This is a genomic window from Leuconostoc aquikimchii (genome assembly GCF_040838325.1).
GTDB classification, from domain to species: domain Bacteria; phylum Bacillota; class Bacilli; order Lactobacillales; family Lactobacillaceae; genus Leuconostoc; species Leuconostoc aquikimchii.
Genome location: NZ_JBFPER010000001.1, coordinates 92,780 through 109,210 on the forward strand (window position 1 = coordinate 92,780; position 16,431 = coordinate 109,210).

A 16,431-nucleotide genomic window follows, 5' to 3' on the forward strand; every position below is an offset into this window, starting at 1 on the left:
AAGTATCTCATCAAAATATATTAGCACTATTGTTCTGTTACCGTCACTTATTATTTTAGGCATTTTTATTTTTTATCCAATGATAAAAACATTTTATCTGAGTACACAATTGACTAATCTCGTGGGGAATCCAATTAAATTTATTGGTTTAAAAAATTTTGTCAACCTCATTAAATCAGATAGTTTCATCACGTCATTTACCATCACTTTAATTTTTGTTTTGTTTTCTACGGTACTCACATTATTTATTTCTTATATTATGGCCATTGCGGCCAGCCAAAAAATGACAGGCATCGCAATTTTTAGGACCATGTTTTCGTCAACGATGGGCGTTTCGGTTACTGTGGCTTCCATTTTATGGTTATTCATGTTTAATCCGCAAATTGGCTTATTCAGTAAAATACTAACCGTACTGAATTTACCTCAGATTAATTGGTTATCTGATCCGACTTGGTCACTTATCGCAATCATTGGCACAACAGTCTGGATGAATCTTGGCTTTGCATTTTTAGTTCTGCTAGGCGCAATTCAAGCCATTCCGCAAGATTTATACCAGGTCGCTGATTTAGATGGGGCATCTTGGTGGTTGAGATTAAGAAAAATAACATTACCAGCGACGCGACCCACTATTTTTTTCGTCACCGTTGTGACGTTGATTAATGCTTTTCAAACTTTCGGTCAGGTTGATATACTGACTTCAGGTGGCCCAGATTATCACACTAATCTGTTAGTTTATGCCATTTACCAAGATGCGTTTGTCAATCATAATATCGGTCGTGCGAGTGCACAATCAGTTATTTTAACGTTAATAATCATGTTGTTCACGCTTATTCAATTTTATGTGAAAAACAAGAGAGAAGGTCGCAATGCAAAGTAGTCGTTTTCAAAAAAATAGCCGTTTTGTATTATTGCTGATTTTAGCACTACTATTGTTATTACCTTTGTTTTTAGGTATTTCGTTGAGCTTATCATCTAGTCAGTCAATTGCGCAAGGCAATCTATTACCACAGCATTTAGAATTTGAAAATTATGTTAAAGTGTTCACCAATACGCCAATGGCCCGATTCTTAATGCATAGTTTAATCGTGTCGGGATTAGTTATGATTGGTCAAGTTGTACTGTCTGTTATGGCTGCTTATGCGTTTGTATTTTTGAATTTTAGATTTAAGAAGACGTTATTTATTTTATTTTTAAGCACCATGATGTTGCCATTTGAAGCACAAATAATTCCAAATTTTGCGACTATGCGTGATCTGAATTTACTAAATACCTATGCCTCGATAGGCTTGCCGTTTTTAGCTTCAGCATTTGGTACTTTCATGATGAAAACAAGTTTCGAACAAGTGCCTATTGAACTTAAGCATTTAAGTGATATTGAAGGGTTGAATCACTGGCAATTTGCGACGCGTGTCGTTATGCCTTACACAAAGGTAAATATTATTACATTTGCCTTATACAGCTTTTTAACGAACTGGAATATGTATTTATGGCCACTCATTGCAACAACGAATGACAATGTTAGAACCGTACAAATTGGCCTCAGACAACTCCGTTCGCAAGATACTGCAAGTAACTGGGGACTCATTATGGCCGCTACGATAGTTTCAGTTATACCCACACTATTAATTATTTTCTTAGGCCAAAAGTACTTTAAAAATGGCTTAACAAATGGTGTTATTAAATAATGATGACATATTATATAAACGGGAGAATATCACATGTTTAGAAATACAACAAAGTACGTCGCACTTGCAACAATTGGTTTGGGTGCAGTGTTACCATTAACGCAGGTTCATGCTGCCGACAATAAACGTCAAAATATTGTGTTTTGGCATTCGATGACAGGTCAAAACGCACAAGCCATTGATCGTGTTGTGACTGATTATAATGCCTCACAAACGAAGTACAAAGTGATACCTGAGTTTCAAGGGCAGTATGTTGAAGCATTACCCAAATTTCTTTCTGTAGGTGGTACCAGTAAGGCGCCTGATTTGTTTCAATCAAACGAGATTTCGACCAAACAGTTATCAACATCAGGCATGATTCAACCCATGCAAACACTTATAAAAAAATACAAGTTCAACACCAAAAATTTGCGTAAAAACATTTTAAACTATTACACAATCGATGGCAAATTATACTCTATGCCATTCAACTCGAGTGCGCCCGTTCTATATTATAATAAAGACGCCTTTAAAGAGGCGGGCATTGCTGACTTGCCAACAAGTCCAACATACGAACAGGTCACTGATGCTGCCAAAAAATTAAAGGAAAAAAGTGGTCGTGCAAAATTGTCGATTCTGCCTTATGGTTGGACTTTTGAAGAGTTATTAGCCAATCAGAATCAGACTTTGGTGAATCATGGCAATGGTCGTAAAAAAACAGCAACTAAAGCGACGTTTGATAACAAAGCTGGTAAAAATATTTTAAATTGGATTAAAACAAATGCAGACGCTGGGACGTTGGTTGATTATGGGACGGGTGCTAATGCGGGAGACACAGAATTGTCTGCCTTTACGTCTAGTCAAATTGATATGTTTATGAACTCGTCGGCTTCATTAGGTAATATTAAAAAAGATGCTAAATTTGATGTTGGGGTGACGTACTTGCCTCGTCCTAAAAATGTCAAAGCCAACGGTGTTGTCATTGGCGGCGCAAGTATTTGGCTTTCTAAAGGTAAATCTACTAAAGCACAAAAGGGATCATTTGATTTTCTAAAATTTGCGACATCGGCTAAGGAACAAGCACAGTGGTCAATTGACACAGGTTACTTTGCGGTTAATAACAAATCTTATGATACTAAAATTTTGAAAGATGCTTTCAAAAACACGCCTATTCTGGCAGCACCAGTTGAGCAACTAAAGGCTACGACAATTAATGCTGCTAGTGCTGGTGCCTTGATTACGTCTATGCCTAAGGAACGTGTGAACACGCAAAATGCAATGGAAAATGTTATCAACGGTAAAGATGTCGATTCTGAACTAAGCAAAGCAGTTAAGCAAACAACGGCTGATATTAAAGATGCTAATGAACAATCTGGGGAATAACATAAAATGAAGACAACCATTTTTGGACACCGAGGTATTCCTGTAAAATTTATCGAAAATTCAAGGACTGGATTTGAATATCTAGCGCAAAAGGGCGAAGCTGTTGAGTTTGATGTCCATTTAACTAAGGACAATGTACCTGTGATCATGCACGATGAACAATTAGATCGCACAACTAACAGCACAGGTTACATTAAAAATTTTAATGCCATAGAGTTAAAAAATGTCCATCTGATAAATGATAGTAACAGACATCAGCAACTTGTCAGTAAGCATGAGAGTATCCCAACGTTAGAAGAAGTTTTTGAAATATTTAACCATACTAATATTTTTTTAAATGTTGAGTTAAAAACAGATTATTTGTCATATCCTGGCATAGAAAAAATCGTATTAAATTTGCTTAAAAAATACGATTTAAGTCGGCGAGTTGTATTGTCATCGTTTAATATATTCACATTACAACGTTTATATCAACTAGATCACACCCAAAACTTGGCATTTTTGAGCGGTAATAAAATTAATAAACCACAGCAATTTATGGCTACTAATCACTTAAACGCATTGCATTTAGATCGCAAGGTTGTATCAGATGCGCCTGTTTTACAACGTATTTGGACAGTTAATTCTGAAGTAGAAATGACCATGGCATTTGAACAGCAATTAGGTGGTTTGTTTACAGATGATTTTGAGAAAGCCGATCAGTTGCGAGATAGCGTACAGTAACCAAAATGAAAAAAATTAACTTATATTTTGTTCGGCATGGTGAAACTTATTTTAATACTACTCACAAGATACAAGGTTGGTCAGATTCTTTATTGACAGAGAAGGGTGTGTTAGAAGCTACGCATGTTGGTCAGTGGATTAATAATAATTTACAATTGTCTAGCATATATTCTAGCGACTTGGGTCGCGCAAAATGCACAACTAAGCTCATATTATCAGAAAATGATGATAGCAAATCAATACCATTAGCCTATTTAAGTTATTTTCGTGAAGAATTTTTCGGTTCTTTTGAAGGGGATAGGTTAAATCAATTGGCCGGTTTGTTGGATATGACACAGCCCGTCGCAAACGATAGTGAGCTTGCTGCATATGTTGATGAAGATGAGATTATGAATCAAGTCAAACAATCCGATCCAACACATGATGCTGAAGATGCCACGACATTTTGGACACGTGTACAGCAAGGATTAGAACAGATTTGGTCAGACTCTGATGATGGGGATAACATTTTAGTCGTCACACATGGTGCCGTGATTCGCAAACTAGCAGCGCGAACAGAAAATCACTATTATGAAAATCCTGCTAACGCTTCTATATCACTATTTGAAATGACCGATGTTTTGAATTTGACATTACAAAAATATAATCAATGCCACTGATAAAGTGTGTTTATCAGCATCGATTATTAATGTGGGAACTATCATGTGCTGGGTAACATATACCTAGCACAATTGAGACAAGTAGAAAACTCAGTGGTGAATTGCAGGTAATGAATCTGTGATAAACTGCTGCGTTTTTTGTTACTATTTGGCAGGCCCTTGTGCCCCGTTTAAAGCTGTTGACGTGCTGCAATCAGTTGCGTAGCTAACTGCACCATAGTTTCAATGTCGCTATCGCTATAATGACTTAAAATGCGTTCTTCTTGTGCTTGAATAGTTTGATGTAATGCGAGATGTAACGTCCCTAATTCATAGCCGAGTTTAGTGGGACGCAAGAAAACTTCTTTTTTGTTATCAATTGGGTGGTATTTTTCAATTAATGTTTGTGCCGCTAAACGATTCACATAGCGTGACAACATACCTTGTGATAAAGGCGATGCAGCTTGTAATTGTTTAAACGGTGTAGCGGCCTCAATGCGCGTTAAGTCACTTAAAATTTGTAATTCTGAGTGTGTCACATGTTTTTGGTTTTGAATAAATTGCCGTGTTGTTTGCGAAGGCGCATGTTTAATAAACCATTCACGCTCAAAATCACTATTTTCATGTGTTTCTCTCAGTTTATGTTTCAGTTGTTCAATTTGTTTGTATTTTTCCATTTTTATTTACCTGTAATAAATATTGACTTTTTAATTTCAAAGTTCTATACTTATTTTACATTACAAGTAAACAAAAAACAATTAAAGGAGCAGCATAATGAGAGCAGCAGTTGTAAAAAACTTTAGTTTAGCACCGCAATATGAAGATAACTATGCCAACCCACTACCAAAAAAAGACGAGGTATTAATTCATGTCACAGCATCGGCATTATCTAATCGTGCACGAAGTGATGCTAATGGCTCACATTATGCAGCAGAAGATAGATTGCCTATGATACCAGGTGTCGATGGCGTGGGCCGATTACCGAATGGCAACAAAGTATTTTTTGTCAGCAATGGGAGCTTTGCGGAACAAGTAGCGGTCGCAAGTGGGCATTGGGTAATAGTGCCAAATGACTTAAAAGATGAAAAAATTGCTGGCATGATGAATCCAGCGTTGTCATCTTGGCTGGCATTAAAATACCGCGTTAATTTTGAAAAAGGGCAAAAAGTGTTGATATTAGGCGCGACAGGCAATGCCGGATCTATGGCAGTACAAATTGCTAAGCGATTGGGTGCTTCAAGTATTGTTGCAGTTGGGCGAAATACAAGGCAATTAGCTGAATTGCAACGTTTAGGTGCGACCCAGACGATTGCCTTGGGCGCTGATGTTAAGGCTTACCAAAAAGAATTAGCGCAAGCAGGACAAGATGTTGATATTATTTTAGATTATTTATGGGGGGATGTCACAGTAAATGCGATGCAGGCGATTATCCCAAATCGTTTGCATGATGAACAAGAGCTCAAATGGGTTGAAATTGGCAGTTCAGCAGGACAAACAGCACCTATTCCTGGCGCTGCTTTTCGCGCTGTCAAACTACAATTGATAGGTTCCGGACAAGGATCGGTTGGCGTGCAGGCGATTCTTAAGTCTTTTGAAGAAATTTTACAGGCAGAGCAGAAAAGCCCGTTTGAATTTAATGTGCGTGCGGTTATGCTGTCTCAAATTGAAAGCGTATGGGACAAGCAAAGTGGTGAGCGTTTAGTATTTTTACCGCATGCGTAAAAAATAAGTTTCAATGGGACGGTGTGGCTGATCTAGTTCTACTTCAACAAATTCCAAAAAATTACAACCAGTCAAGGGGATTATCATAGATTATTTATTTTTTAAGAAAATCTGATAATATAACGTGATAATTTTAACTTATAATAAACTTGTTACAAAATCTCCCTTGATTTTGTGGTCCGTACTTACAGTTGAAAAGCACAACCTTTTCCCTGAGGCTGTGCTTTTTTTCATATCAAAAAACTAAAATCTAGCCATAAAGTTATCGATTTTTACTGCGTTTAACTTGGATGGCTATAAAATATTTGATTCTTATTTAGAATTGTTCTAAAATAGTAATAGAAGATGAATAGCTACTATCATATAAAAAGATAATAACTATCCACCTGTTGCTAATTGCGAATGAACAAGGAGAAATAGCAGTGTCGAAAACAAAAATTATTATTGTTGGTGCTTCACATGGTGGGCACCAGTCTATTTTGGAGTTAACGCGTCAGTATCAAAACATTGATATTAAATTATTTGAAGCTGGCGACTTTATCTCATTCATGTCATGTGGCATGGAACTTTATCTCGAAAACAGTGTTACGGATGTGAAAGATGTACGTAATTTTCGACCTGAAGATGTTGAAAAACTTGGGGCAGAAATTTATAATAACCACGAAGTCACGGCAATTAATTCAGGCAACAAAACCGTTACGGTTAAAGATGTGACGACAGGTAACGCCAAAAATTACGACTATGACAAGCTAATTCTTAGTTCAGGTGTCACGCCTAATCATTTACCGGTCCCTGGAAATGAGTTAGAGAATGTATATCTCATGCGTGGTAAAGATTGGGCAACAAAGATAAAAGCTAAATTAGAAGATCCCACAGTTAAAAATATAACGGTTGTAGGTGCAGGATATATCGGTGTTGAGGCTGTTGAAGCCAGTGTCAAGGCTGGTAAACATGTGACCTTAATTGATATGATTGACCGCCCTTTAGGTAATTATTTGGATTCAGATATGACGCATCTTATCAATCAAAAATTACTTGATAAAGGTGTCACGGTAGTCACTGATGTTCAGATTGAACGTTACGAAGGTGATACAGATAATCAAGTGGTTGCAGTTCAGACGAATGAAGGCAAATATCCAAGTGATTTGGTGATTCAAGCGGCGGGCATCAAACCAAATACTGACTGGTTAAAAGGCACAATTGATTTAGATGAGCGAGGTTGGATTAAGACAGATGAGTACCTTAGAACTAATGTACCAGATGTTTATGCCGTTGGGGATGCTGTTCTAGTTTACTCGATTCCAGCGCAAACTAAAATGCCCATTGCTTTGGCTTCAGTTGTTCGTCGTGAGGCGCGCTACATAGCTGCTCATTTATTTGAAAAGACACCTGCAGTTGCATTTAGTGGTGTTGTTGGTTCCTCAGCGTTGAGCGTCTTTGATTATCATTTTGCGACTGCTGGCTTAAATACGACAACCGCTAAAAAAGTTGGCGTGGCAATTAAAACGTCCTTTTATCAGGATACATTGCGCCCTGACTATGTTCCTAATCAGATGGGTAATCCCAATGTTTATGTTAGCCTAGCTTATGATCCACAAACGCATCGTCTGTTGGGTGGGGCAGTTCTTTCAACGCACGATATCACATCCCAAGGGAATGTTTTATCTCTAGCCATTCAACAAAGACTTTCTTTGGAAGATTTGGCGCAAGCTGATTTCTTTTTCCAACCAGGTTTTGATAGACAGTGGAGTTTGTTGAATTTAGCCGCACAGCATGCACTTGGCGAACCACGTTTTTAATTGTTGATGCATAAATGCTAAAAACGACTCTTTCTGAAATATATTTCAGAAAGAGTCGTTTTTTAGTGCAATATTAATTGAAAATTACTGGGGGGCAACATTTGATTAAAAAGCAGTAGCAATTAATTGCGAGCCGCTACCCAATGTGTAGGCGCGCCGATAAGTTGTTGGCATATCAATGATTGTTGCAATGACCTCGGCGACGTCTTGACGGGAGATCGCTAATTGCCCTAAGTCTGTTTGCTTATCCGTTACGCGTGCGATATGGCCTGTAGCAGGTTGGTTCAGCAAAGCACCTGGGCGTAAAATTGTATAATCTAATGGTGATTGTGTGAGTATTTTGTCGGCATAGTATTTAGCGATCATGTAGGGTTTGATACCTGTTTTATCCCATGCGCTACGGTCATTACTGGCTGCTGAACTCACTAATATAAATCGTTTGATACCCGCTAATTGTGCGGCTTCCATTGCTTTGACTGCGCTGTCCAAGTCAATGATCAGCGTGGCATCATCACCAGTATTACCGCCAGAACCAGCTGAAAAAATGATTGAATCAACTTTGGCGGCCTTAAATTGTTCAGCCATTGTTTCGGGTAATACCGTTAAATCAAACAATTCAGGTAGCAATAAACTGCTCTCAGAAAAATCTGTTACTTGGTTCAGATCTCTTAAACCTGCATGAACTGTGATGCCTTTGTTGATTAACTTTGGTACTAATTGTTGGCCGATTTGACCATGTGCACCGATTAAAAAAGTTGCTGTCATATTGAACCTCTTCCTATGATTTTGACTCAATGCTAACACGTTATCATACGTATGTATAGCAAAATGATACGAGATAGCAGCATTAGTAAAAAATAACGTGATATTTGACGGCTTTTTTTGGCGTATAATTAAAATATTAAGTGGTTAGGTGTCGTGTGCAATGTGTATGTTTATTTAGGAGATAATTAACATGGTAATTAAGCGAATTGTATTTTTTGACTTAGATGGTACGCTGTGTCCGAATCAGGATATGCAGGTTGCACCAGAATTAATCCCTTTATTTCGTGAATTTAAAAATGACGGGACGTTACCGGTTATTGCGAGTGGTCGCAGTTTCTATGAAGTTGCACCATTGTTAGATCAGTTACAGGTTGACTCTTTTATTTTATCTAATGGCTGCTATATTGTGTCTCAAGGGCAGGTTGTACAAAATTATCAAATGCCTAATGAATTGATTCAAGCAGTTATACAAGTTGCTGAGGCGCACCAGCACAATGTGGGCTTTTTTAATCAATCTGAGTACGCAGTGACTGGTATGAACACTGTGACACAAAACCACATGACTAGCATGCATTTAGAACATACACGTATCGCGCCACTTTTTTACCAAAGCCACCTGACTAATTTTCTAAATGTTTATTTAAATGATACACAAGAACAAATATATCATGAGTTGTTTAACAAACAACTCAATATTATTCGTTATGCGCCGCTGGCAATAGATATTTTGCCATTAGGCATCTCCAAAGCACAAGCCATTGCAAAAATGATCGCAAAGAATGATCTATCGCATGTACCAACCTACGCTTTTGGTGATCAAAACAATGACTTATCAATGTTTGAAATAGTTGATTATGGCATTGCTATGAAAGATGCGATACCTGAACTAAAAAAAGTTGCTGCGTATACAGCAACCACAGATCAGGGTGTTTTTGAGGGCTTAAAGCATTTTAATATTATTTAATATATAAAGGAGCGGTACTAATGGTAAAAGTAGTTTTAATTACTGGTGCATCAAATGGGATGGGGTTTGAAGCGGCAAAGATATTTGCGGCAAACAATTGGATTGTCTATGCGGGGGCGCGTCGTCTAGAAAAAATGGCACCTTTAGAAAACAGTGGTGTCAAAACAGCAAGATTAGACGTTACCGATCATCAATCTAACGTCAAATTTGTCGAACGTGCGTTAAGCGAACAGGGGCACATTGATGTATTGATTAATAATGCTGGATATGGTGAATATGGCCCGCTTGAAGAAGTTTCGTTAGATACTGCGCGAAAACAACTCGAAACAAATTTATTTGGGGCAGCTGATTTAGCGCAACTTGTACTACCTAGTATGCGTCAACAATCATCAGGACGCATTGTTAACATTTCTAGTATAGCCGGAAATCTATACACCCCCTTGGGTGGCTGGTACCATGTGACTAAGTTTGGATTGAATGTGTGGAGTGATGTGCTAGATGCTGAAATTAAACCATTTGGCGTGCGGTCAATCGTGGTTCAACCAGGACTGACTAAGTCATCGTGGCTTGATATTGCGTTTACTAATGCCAGAAATAATCTGAAACCAAATTCGCCTTACGAAAAATTAATTGGCAAAGTCAGTCAATTCTTTCAACGTGCTAGTTCTGGTGCAACATCGGCTGATCTAGCAAAAGTCTTTTATCGTGCAGCAACAGACGTGAAGCCTAAACAACGTTATTTCAATTCAATAACGGATCGCTTAACGGTTTATCTTGCACGTAATCATCCCAAAATTTGGCGTGCAATCGTCGATCGTATGGTTAAATAACAGACAAAATTAAAAGGCTACGCATCGGTATATTAACGATGCGTAGCCTTTTGATGAATAAAGTGATTGTGCTACAATTTTTGTGCGCAGATCATAATATTTTTTAATTTTCTTTTCTAATTTCGAAACGTTCTTGACCACTAAACCAGCTAGCATGCTTGAGTGTACACGCTTCGGCTTCTTCTAAAGTTAAATTAGTAATCACTACCTTATTGTCTTCTAATACGCTGTAACTCATTATGTTATCCTCTTTCTTTATTCTGACGGGTGTGTATTTGATGGTTGTCTATCTGACGACGTCTTCATCAAAAAATGGCGCATGTGATGCTGATGTGGATGTCCAGTTACCAACTTTAAGATGGGCGTGCCCACGGTCAACTGGTGACACGATGGCATATTCACGAGTATCAGGCGTACCACTCAAATCATTGACATCTTTAGCGGTACCTTTTCTTAGTGGTGTGTTGAGATAGAATTCTGTTTCTGATTTATCGTTGACATGCGTTGTATTTAATGTGAATGGCTCAGATGCTTGACCATATTTATTGGCTATTTTAATGGCTTCTTCTTCGGTAATGTCTTGCGTAGCTTTGGTGTCCGCGTCTACTATTGACGCAGGAATGTCGAATAGATATGGTGTGGCGGCTTGTCCGTCAGATTCAACGGTAATCATACCGTACTTTGGGGTGGCTCTAATAATCGTTAAATTATAAGTCTTGTCATTGTGTTTTAAGCTGATTTTCCAGCTATTATCGTTAGGCACAATGCTAATTAAAGTTGAATTGTTCAAGTTGGGGACTGATGCGGCAACGTCTAAAATACTATTTTCATCAAGTAATTGCGTTATTGGTGTGATGTGACCGAATGCACCACCCACACCACCAGTTTGTAGAACGATATGGTAATCAGTGCCGCTAGCTACCAAAACACGTTCTTTTGGCGCACTACTGCTACTACTTACTTGTTCTGTGACCGCACTACTTGTTGTTGCTTTTGCTTTTTTTGAAGTCACGTTGGCGACTTTTTTAGTGGTTGCAGCGCTGCTTGCCTGCTGGCTTTTATTGTCTTGGTATCCAGAGTAAAGCGTAACACCTGCGATGACTACAACACCAATTGCGCCAGCAGATAGTGTTGTATACAATGTTTTAGTTTTCATATGTCATTCCTTTTTTGTTCAAGTTATTACTGAAATGGTTCAAAAAGCTTATATTATATAATATAAGAGGCTTTTAGTAAAGCTATTACAAGAATCATAGCTTTACTAAAAGCCTCTTATAAAACCTAGCCACCAGTTTGAATTTTAAGAAGAGAAAAGGGGAAAAGAAGTATGGGCAACAAAAAAACAGCAGTTTCAATGGCAGTCATTTCAGGAGCAGGTTTGGTTCTTATGGGGTTAAGTACTCCTACAGTTTCAGCAGCAACGAACGCACCAGCGAATGTTATTCATAGTAAAAATACGGTAACAATTGATGGAAAAACATATAATATTACACAAGAGCAATATATAAACAATGATAGTGATTCAAATACAGGTAATGAAACTTATAATCCAGCGCCAGTTGTACAAGATACTCGTCCTGTAAGTGATTTCTTTGATACAGATGACAATGGGAATCCAATTGTTTCGAAAGCACATCAACAAGAATTAGATGCACAAAAAGCAGCACAACAAAAAGTTACTGATGCAGCTAACGCTACTCAAACTGCACAGCAAAAGGCGACAGATGAAGCAAATGCCAAGGCAACCGCAGATCAAGCTAAGGCCTCAGCGCAACAACAAGCAAAAGATGATTTAGCTGCGCAACAAGATTTACAACAAAAGCAAGCACAAGCTGAAAAATTAGTAGCACAACAAGCAGCTGCAGATAAGGCTGATGCAGAAGTTAAACAACAAGCAGATATCGATGAAGCAGATGCTAAGGCAGCGACGCAACAAGAATTACAACAAAAACAAGCACAGGCTCAAGAATTATTAATGCAACAAGCCGCAGCACAAAAGATTCAAGATCAAAAAGATGCACAAGCAAAGGTTGATGCGAAAGATCCTAAAAAGATTTATGATAAGTTACAAAAGCAGTACCAAAATGAATTTGATACGACACAAAAGGAAAATCAAAAATTACCACAAGTTGGCGAAAAAGGGCTTATTGTCTATCCTGAAAGAGTGAATAAGTCAAACGGTGTTAGTGCATTTGGTAAAACAGATCGTATTCGCGGTATTGCAGCTGTTTTGAACCAATATTATCCAGTAATCAACATTGGTGATATGGAATCACCGGAAGATATTGAATATGGTGGTGGAGCTGTTGGTACAGAAACAGGTCCAGTGAGTTATGGTTATTATTCTCGTAATGGTTCTGATATATTTAAATTTGAGTTGTATTCTGGAAAGATTCTTTATTCGAATCTTTCAAAATCAACTGCGGGTCCTGAATTGATAGCTAAGTATGCAGGATTTAAGCCTCTTATTTCAGATGATATTGTCGCTGCGATGATTGATAATGAAGGTGTGATTTCATATATTCATAATACTGGTGTTCTAGATAAGACAATTGATCCAAATGTTAAATTTGACTCAACAGGACATGTGTTAGCTCCTGTATATCCAGTAGATGTTGCGAATGCTATTGCAAATTCTAACGAAGTTAATGGTAGTGGATCTATTGCACCAGCAAAGCCTATTAATTCAGTGACTTCGATTGCACCAGCTAAGCCTACAGCACCATCAACAGAAGCCACTCCAACAGCATCAGTGCCATTAAAAACACGAGCTGAAGTACAGGCAGACATAGCAGCGCAAAAATCCGCAGCGAAGTCAGCGGCCAAGGCAGCTAAGAAAGCAACACGAAAGGTATCAACAGCAACTGTTGTGCCGGCTGCATTTACAGTGAATAATTTGACACAAGCAACAAATTCTAATCATGTGAACGTGTCATCACCAGTAAACACAACTATTTCACAATCATCAGTAGCAAATACTGATAATCGTGATAACTTACCAAAAACTGACGTTTCTAATGATTCAAAAACTAACAATTTTGGCATATTCGCGTCATTATTGGCTTTGATTTCAGCTGCAGTATTGGGCTTGAAGAAGAAGTTCAATTAATAAAATTAAGACCTTTCGGTTAATTCCGAAAGGTCTTTTTTAGGTTATTAGTATAGCTCTTAATATGATGATGTGACATATAAGGGCCTTGCGTTAAAGGTTGAAATGGGTCCTTGATATCTTTTTATATCAGCTGAACAACATAAATAACAAAGCGGCACAGGTAAATAGCACTCTAATTCATATAATACTTCTCTAGAAATTCTCGAAAATACGGTTGTTTATATTTCAGTAGTCCATGCCCAGCAACGCTAAACATTTCGGCATTAATCAATCGTATACGGTAGGTGGAAATACTATTATCAGTCATCCCCGCCAATTCTTTCAAACGGGCATAAACAATCATATGATCTTCTATAGCTGCAACTGAAGATTTGATTACAAGTTGATCGTTTTTAGATAAATCATTTATCATTGGTTCGTAAACTTCTTTAAATAGTCTGCTTTTAGATACTTCTATCGCAGTGTCTATATCGTCTTGTATGTATTTTTCTTTATTCATTAACCAAATATTGAAGCCAATGAGTTGGAATAAAAATGCATAATTAAAGGTGTGTTCAGCCATATCATTGATTAAGCGAAAGTCTATACGATCGCCGAAAACTTGTTGATAATTGATTAATATATCTTGCGCATTCAAGGCACTAATATGGACTTGATTAGCGCGTTTAAAAAAGGTCAGCACATCATCATTGAGCATATCGTTAATAGCGCTGGGTAGGCCCGCCATTAATGTTGCTACTGGTAGCTTTTGCATTTTCCATTGTTGATAGGCTGCCACGTAATCACGTAGTGCCTCTGAATGTTTTTGAACCTCATCTATGGCAATGATGACATTAATCTTTTGGGTATTAGCAAATACGAGCATGTCTTCAATATCGTACCTAAAGGATGATGATTTTTTGGGAAATTCATAATTCAAGTCAAATATTGAGGGTAATTTTATGCCAAGCGACTTTATTTTGGGAGATCGAGGTATTTTTCGCTGCATACCTGCGACAATTTCTGCTAACATGTCATTAATTTCAGAGGCAGTAATAGGGTATGAAAATACAGTTATACTACGATTAAGAAACAACATTAACCGGTTTGTCGTCCAGATAAGATTTTAAATTCTCAACCGTAATATCTAATAGTCTTTCGCGTGTTTCAAGCGGGGCCCAAGCAATATGCGGGGTAATATAACAATTTTTAGCTTTTAACAGCGGGTTGTTACTGATAATCGGTTCTTTTTGAACAACATCGGTGGCAAAGGCGTAAACTTGATCGTTATTAAGTGCGTCCGCCATATCGATTTCATTTACTAATTTTCCTCTGGCTGTGTTGAGCACAATAACGCTGTTTTTCATTTGATCAATTGTTGTTTTATTAATTAAATTAATTGTTTCTGGCATTTGGATAACATGCAGGCTGATGACGTCAGATTGTTTCAACAGCTCATCAAGTGATACTTGCTTAACCCAGTCGTTATCAACCTGCTTAGGTCGATGGTTATAAAAAATAACAGACATAGAAAAGGCGTGGGCTATTTTAGCTACTTTTTGAGCAATATGGCCGTAACCAATCAGACCGAGGGTTTTACCTTTTAATTCAAATAAGGGTTTATCCCAGAAAGTGAAGTCAGGGCCCTCAGACCACTTATCCTTGTGGACAAGTTGATTGTGTAAGCCAACTTGTCCAGTTACTTCGAGTAAAAGTGAGAAAGTAAATTGTGCGACCGCATCACTAGCATATGTGGGAATATTAGTCACAATGATATTTTTTTTATGGGCACTGTCAATGTCCACAACATCATAACCAGTACCCATAATACCAATATATTTTAGTTGAGACGCTTTGCTAAGTACAGCTTCATCTAACGGTGTTTTGTGGGTAAGTACAATATCAGCATTTTTTATTTTGTCTAAAATTTCTGCATGATCATCAACAGCTGTTCGATCATAAAAAATCACGTCGCCCAATGCTTGTAAAACGGACCAATCTAGATCTTTATTAAGTTCGTAACCATCTAAAAGTACAATTTTCATCACGTCTCCCTCGTTCGGGTTTCAAATTTCCGAAAAATGAATTAAGTGTAATTTGCAATCTTACCATCAAAATTGACGACTTGACCAGATCGATTAATATGATCAGTGATTAAGCTAACAGCCAGTTCCCCGGCTACTTGTGGCGTTTTAAAACCAGGTCCTTCTAAACGATTGTTTAGGTCTGTTGTAACGCCACCAGGCATCAGAGCAAAAATTTCAACTGGCTTATGCTGTGCTTTGAACTCAATACCCCAAGTTTTTGTCAATATGTTAAGTGGTGCTTTTGCTGACATATAGGCAAAGGGGTGAAAGAAACTGACAGGTTCAATTGGTATCGTCACGTTAAAGATTTGTCCTTCATTTTTTTCTAGGATAGGCAACAGCGAACGGCTTAATTCATAAGGACCAATAAAATCAGTGACATGTGTTGCTTGTAATTCTGCCACTGTAAACTCCCAAGCAGGTTTACTCATGTCTCCTGGAATACCTGCATTGTTAACTAGCAAAGAAAAATCGGGATAATTGGTTATAATTTCTTTTGCAATACGCGGTAATTCAGCAATTTTACTGACGTCAATGATCTGCAAATGAACGTCACCAAACGCTTTTAGCGTTGAAACAGCTTTTTCGCCACGTTCAACATTTCGCGCACCAACTAAAACAGTATAGCCTTTTTGTAGCAAATTTTTAGCGATTTCGTAGCCAATACCTTTGTTTGCACCGGTTACTAGAGCAGTTTTTGTCATGAATATAGCCTCTTTTCTGACGTGAATTGTAAGTCACCTTCATTATACTACTTATTATAAG

Annotated in this window: 17 protein-coding genes; 10 read left to right on the top strand and 7 right to left on the bottom strand. The window is 37.8% G+C overall.

Going from position 1 to position 16,431, the window contains the following annotated elements:
* Positions 1 to 109 precede the first annotated feature (109 nt).
* The 5 genes from AB3K24_RS00565 to AB3K24_RS00585 are packed head-to-tail and all read left to right on the top strand — an operon-like array spanning position 110 to position 4,429.
* The gene (locus AB3K24_RS00565; protein ID WP_367973178.1) at positions 110 to 877 is read left to right on the top strand and encodes a carbohydrate ABC transporter permease; all 768 of its coding nucleotides are present in this window, start codon (positions 110 to 112) and stop codon (positions 875 to 877) included.
* Positions 867 to 1,685 (top strand): carbohydrate ABC transporter permease, encoded by an 819-nt coding sequence (locus tag AB3K24_RS00570; protein ID WP_367973180.1) that lies wholly within the window; start codon positions 867 to 869, stop codon positions 1,683 to 1,685. Before AB3K24_RS00565 ends, AB3K24_RS00570 begins: the two co-directional genes overlap by 11 nt.
* 33 nt (positions 1,686 to 1,718) lie before the next feature.
* Positions 1,719 to 3,047 carry an ABC transporter substrate-binding protein gene (locus AB3K24_RS00575; protein ID WP_367973182.1) on the top strand — a complete coding sequence of 443 codons (1,329 nt, stop codon included), beginning with the start codon at positions 1,719 to 1,721 and terminating at the stop codon, positions 3,045 to 3,047.
* 6 nt (positions 3,048 to 3,053) lie between these two features.
* Positions 3,054 to 3,770, top strand: a complete 717-nt coding sequence (locus AB3K24_RS00580) for a glycerophosphodiester phosphodiesterase family protein (RefSeq protein ID WP_367973184.1) — start codon at positions 3,054 to 3,056, stop codon at positions 3,768 to 3,770.
* A 5-nt stretch (positions 3,771 to 3,775) separates the two neighbouring features.
* Entirely contained in the window at positions 3,776 to 4,429 is a 654-nt protein-coding gene (locus AB3K24_RS00585) for a histidine phosphatase family protein (protein ID WP_367973186.1), read from the top strand.
* A gap of 170 nt (positions 4,430 to 4,599) precedes the next feature.
* Here AB3K24_RS00585 and AB3K24_RS00590 read toward each other — a convergent pair whose 3' ends face one another.
* Positions 4,600 to 5,085, bottom strand: a complete 486-nt coding sequence (locus AB3K24_RS00590) for a MarR family winged helix-turn-helix transcriptional regulator (RefSeq protein WP_367973188.1) — start codon at positions 5,083 to 5,085, stop codon at positions 4,600 to 4,602.
* A gap of 97 nt (positions 5,086 to 5,182) precedes the next feature.
* Here AB3K24_RS00590 and AB3K24_RS00595 point away from each other — a divergent pair, with 97 nt between their 5' ends.
* Both AB3K24_RS00595 and AB3K24_RS00600 read left to right on the top strand, forming a co-directional pair.
* Complete coding sequence (locus AB3K24_RS00595) at positions 5,183 to 6,130, top strand: quinone oxidoreductase family protein (RefSeq protein WP_367973190.1); 948 nt, start codon at positions 5,183 to 5,185, stop codon at positions 6,128 to 6,130.
* A 422-nt stretch (positions 6,131 to 6,552) separates the two neighbouring features.
* Positions 6,553 to 7,929, top strand: a complete 1,377-nt coding sequence (locus AB3K24_RS00600) for an FAD-dependent oxidoreductase (RefSeq protein ID WP_367973192.1) — start codon at positions 6,553 to 6,555, stop codon at positions 7,927 to 7,929.
* Between the two features lie 105 nt (positions 7,930 to 8,034).
* On the opposite strand, the gene AB3K24_RS00605 is transcribed toward AB3K24_RS00600, so the two are convergent.
* A complete protein-coding gene (locus tag AB3K24_RS00605; protein ID WP_367973194.1) occupies positions 8,035 to 8,694 on the bottom strand; it encodes an NAD(P)-binding oxidoreductase in 660 nt (219 codons plus the stop codon).
* Between the two features lie 190 nt (positions 8,695 to 8,884).
* Between AB3K24_RS00605 and AB3K24_RS00610 the strand changes: the two genes are divergently transcribed.
* The gene (locus AB3K24_RS00610) at positions 8,885 to 9,658 is read left to right on the top strand and encodes a Cof-type HAD-IIB family hydrolase (protein WP_367973195.1); all 774 of its coding nucleotides are present in this window, start codon (positions 8,885 to 8,887) and stop codon (positions 9,656 to 9,658) included.
* A gap of 20 nt (positions 9,659 to 9,678) precedes the next feature.
* Positions 9,679 to 10,488 (top strand): SDR family NAD(P)-dependent oxidoreductase, encoded by an 810-nt coding sequence (locus AB3K24_RS00615; protein WP_367973197.1) that lies wholly within the window; start codon positions 9,679 to 9,681, stop codon positions 10,486 to 10,488.
* Between the two features lie 103 nt (positions 10,489 to 10,591).
* Here AB3K24_RS00615 and AB3K24_RS00620 read toward each other — a convergent pair whose 3' ends face one another.
* Together AB3K24_RS00620 and AB3K24_RS00625 are read right to left on the bottom strand one after the other, a co-directional pair.
* The gene (locus tag AB3K24_RS00620) at positions 10,592 to 10,726 is read right to left on the bottom strand and encodes a hypothetical protein (RefSeq protein ID WP_367973199.1); all 135 of its coding nucleotides are present in this window, start codon (positions 10,724 to 10,726) and stop codon (positions 10,592 to 10,594) included.
* Positions 10,727 to 10,774: 48 nt separating this feature from the next.
* On the bottom strand, positions 10,775 to 11,644 hold the full coding sequence (locus tag AB3K24_RS00625) for a glycerate dehydrogenase (RefSeq protein WP_367973201.1): 870 nt from the start codon (positions 11,642 to 11,644) through the stop codon (positions 10,775 to 10,777).
* A gap of 171 nt (positions 11,645 to 11,815) precedes the next feature.
* Between AB3K24_RS00625 and AB3K24_RS00630 the strand changes: the two genes are divergently transcribed.
* Positions 11,816 to 13,597, top strand: coding sequence for a hypothetical protein (locus tag AB3K24_RS00630; RefSeq protein ID WP_367973203.1), 1,782 nt, complete (start codon positions 11,816 to 11,818; stop codon positions 13,595 to 13,597).
* A gap of 175 nt (positions 13,598 to 13,772) precedes the next feature.
* On the opposite strand, the gene AB3K24_RS00635 is transcribed toward AB3K24_RS00630, so the two are convergent.
* From AB3K24_RS00635 to AB3K24_RS00645, 3 genes are read right to left on the bottom strand one after another with little or no spacing between them, the layout of a single operon-like run.
* Complete coding sequence (locus AB3K24_RS00635; RefSeq protein ID WP_367973205.1) at positions 13,773 to 14,678, bottom strand: hypothetical protein; 906 nt, start codon at positions 14,676 to 14,678, stop codon at positions 13,773 to 13,775.
* The gene (locus AB3K24_RS00640; RefSeq protein ID WP_367973207.1) at positions 14,665 to 15,624 is read right to left on the bottom strand and encodes a D-2-hydroxyacid dehydrogenase; all 960 of its coding nucleotides are present in this window, start codon (positions 15,622 to 15,624) and stop codon (positions 14,665 to 14,667) included. Before AB3K24_RS00640 ends, AB3K24_RS00635 begins: the two co-directional genes overlap by 14 nt.
* A gap of 41 nt (positions 15,625 to 15,665) precedes the next feature.
* Entirely contained in the window at positions 15,666 to 16,370 is a 705-nt protein-coding gene (locus AB3K24_RS00645) for an SDR family NAD(P)-dependent oxidoreductase (RefSeq protein WP_367973209.1), read from the bottom strand.
* Positions 16,371 to 16,431 lie beyond the last annotated feature (61 nt).

Bases quoted from the DNA above. Each gene is read 5' to 3' on its own strand.
- AB3K24_RS00580 (WP_367973184.1), top strand. From the start codon at position 3,054: ATGAAGACAACCATTTTTGGACACCGAGGTATTCCTGTAAAATTTATC.
- AB3K24_RS00645 (WP_367973209.1), bottom strand. From the start codon at position 16,370: ATGACAAAAACTGCTCTAGTAACCGGTGCAAACAAAGGTATTGGCTAC.
- AB3K24_RS00610 (WP_367973195.1), top strand. From the start codon at position 8,885: ATGGTAATTAAGCGAATTGTATTTTTTGACTTAGATGGTACGCTGTGT.
- AB3K24_RS00570 (WP_367973180.1), top strand. From the start codon at position 867: ATGCAAAGTAGTCGTTTTCAAAAAAATAGCCGTTTTGTATTATTGCTG.
- AB3K24_RS00605 (WP_367973194.1), bottom strand. From the start codon at position 8,694: ATGACAGCAACTTTTTTAATCGGTGCACATGGTCAAATCGGCCAACAA.
- AB3K24_RS00640 (WP_367973207.1), bottom strand. From the start codon at position 15,624: ATGAAAATTGTACTTTTAGATGGTTACGAACTTAATAAAGATCTAGAT.
- AB3K24_RS00585 (WP_367973186.1), top strand. From the start codon at position 3,776: ATGAAAAAAATTAACTTATATTTTGTTCGGCATGGTGAAACTTATTTT.
- AB3K24_RS00590 (WP_367973188.1), bottom strand. From the start codon at position 5,085: ATGGAAAAATACAAACAAATTGAACAACTGAAACATAAACTGAGAGAA.
- AB3K24_RS00625 (WP_367973201.1), bottom strand. From the start codon at position 11,644: ATGAAAACTAAAACATTGTATACAACACTATCTGCTGGCGCAATTGGT.
- AB3K24_RS00615 (WP_367973197.1), top strand. From the start codon at position 9,679: ATGGTAAAAGTAGTTTTAATTACTGGTGCATCAAATGGGATGGGGTTT.
- AB3K24_RS00575 (WP_367973182.1), top strand. From the start codon at position 1,719: ATGTTTAGAAATACAACAAAGTACGTCGCACTTGCAACAATTGGTTTG.
- AB3K24_RS00620 (WP_367973199.1), bottom strand. From the start codon at position 10,726: ATGAGTTACAGCGTATTAGAAGACAATAAGGTAGTGATTACTAATTTA.
- AB3K24_RS00630 (WP_367973203.1), top strand. From the start codon at position 11,816: ATGGGCAACAAAAAAACAGCAGTTTCAATGGCAGTCATTTCAGGAGCA.
- AB3K24_RS00595 (WP_367973190.1), top strand. From the start codon at position 5,183: ATGAGAGCAGCAGTTGTAAAAAACTTTAGTTTAGCACCGCAATATGAA.
- AB3K24_RS00635 (WP_367973205.1), bottom strand. From the start codon at position 14,678: ATGTTGTTTCTTAATCGTAGTATAACTGTATTTTCATACCCTATTACT.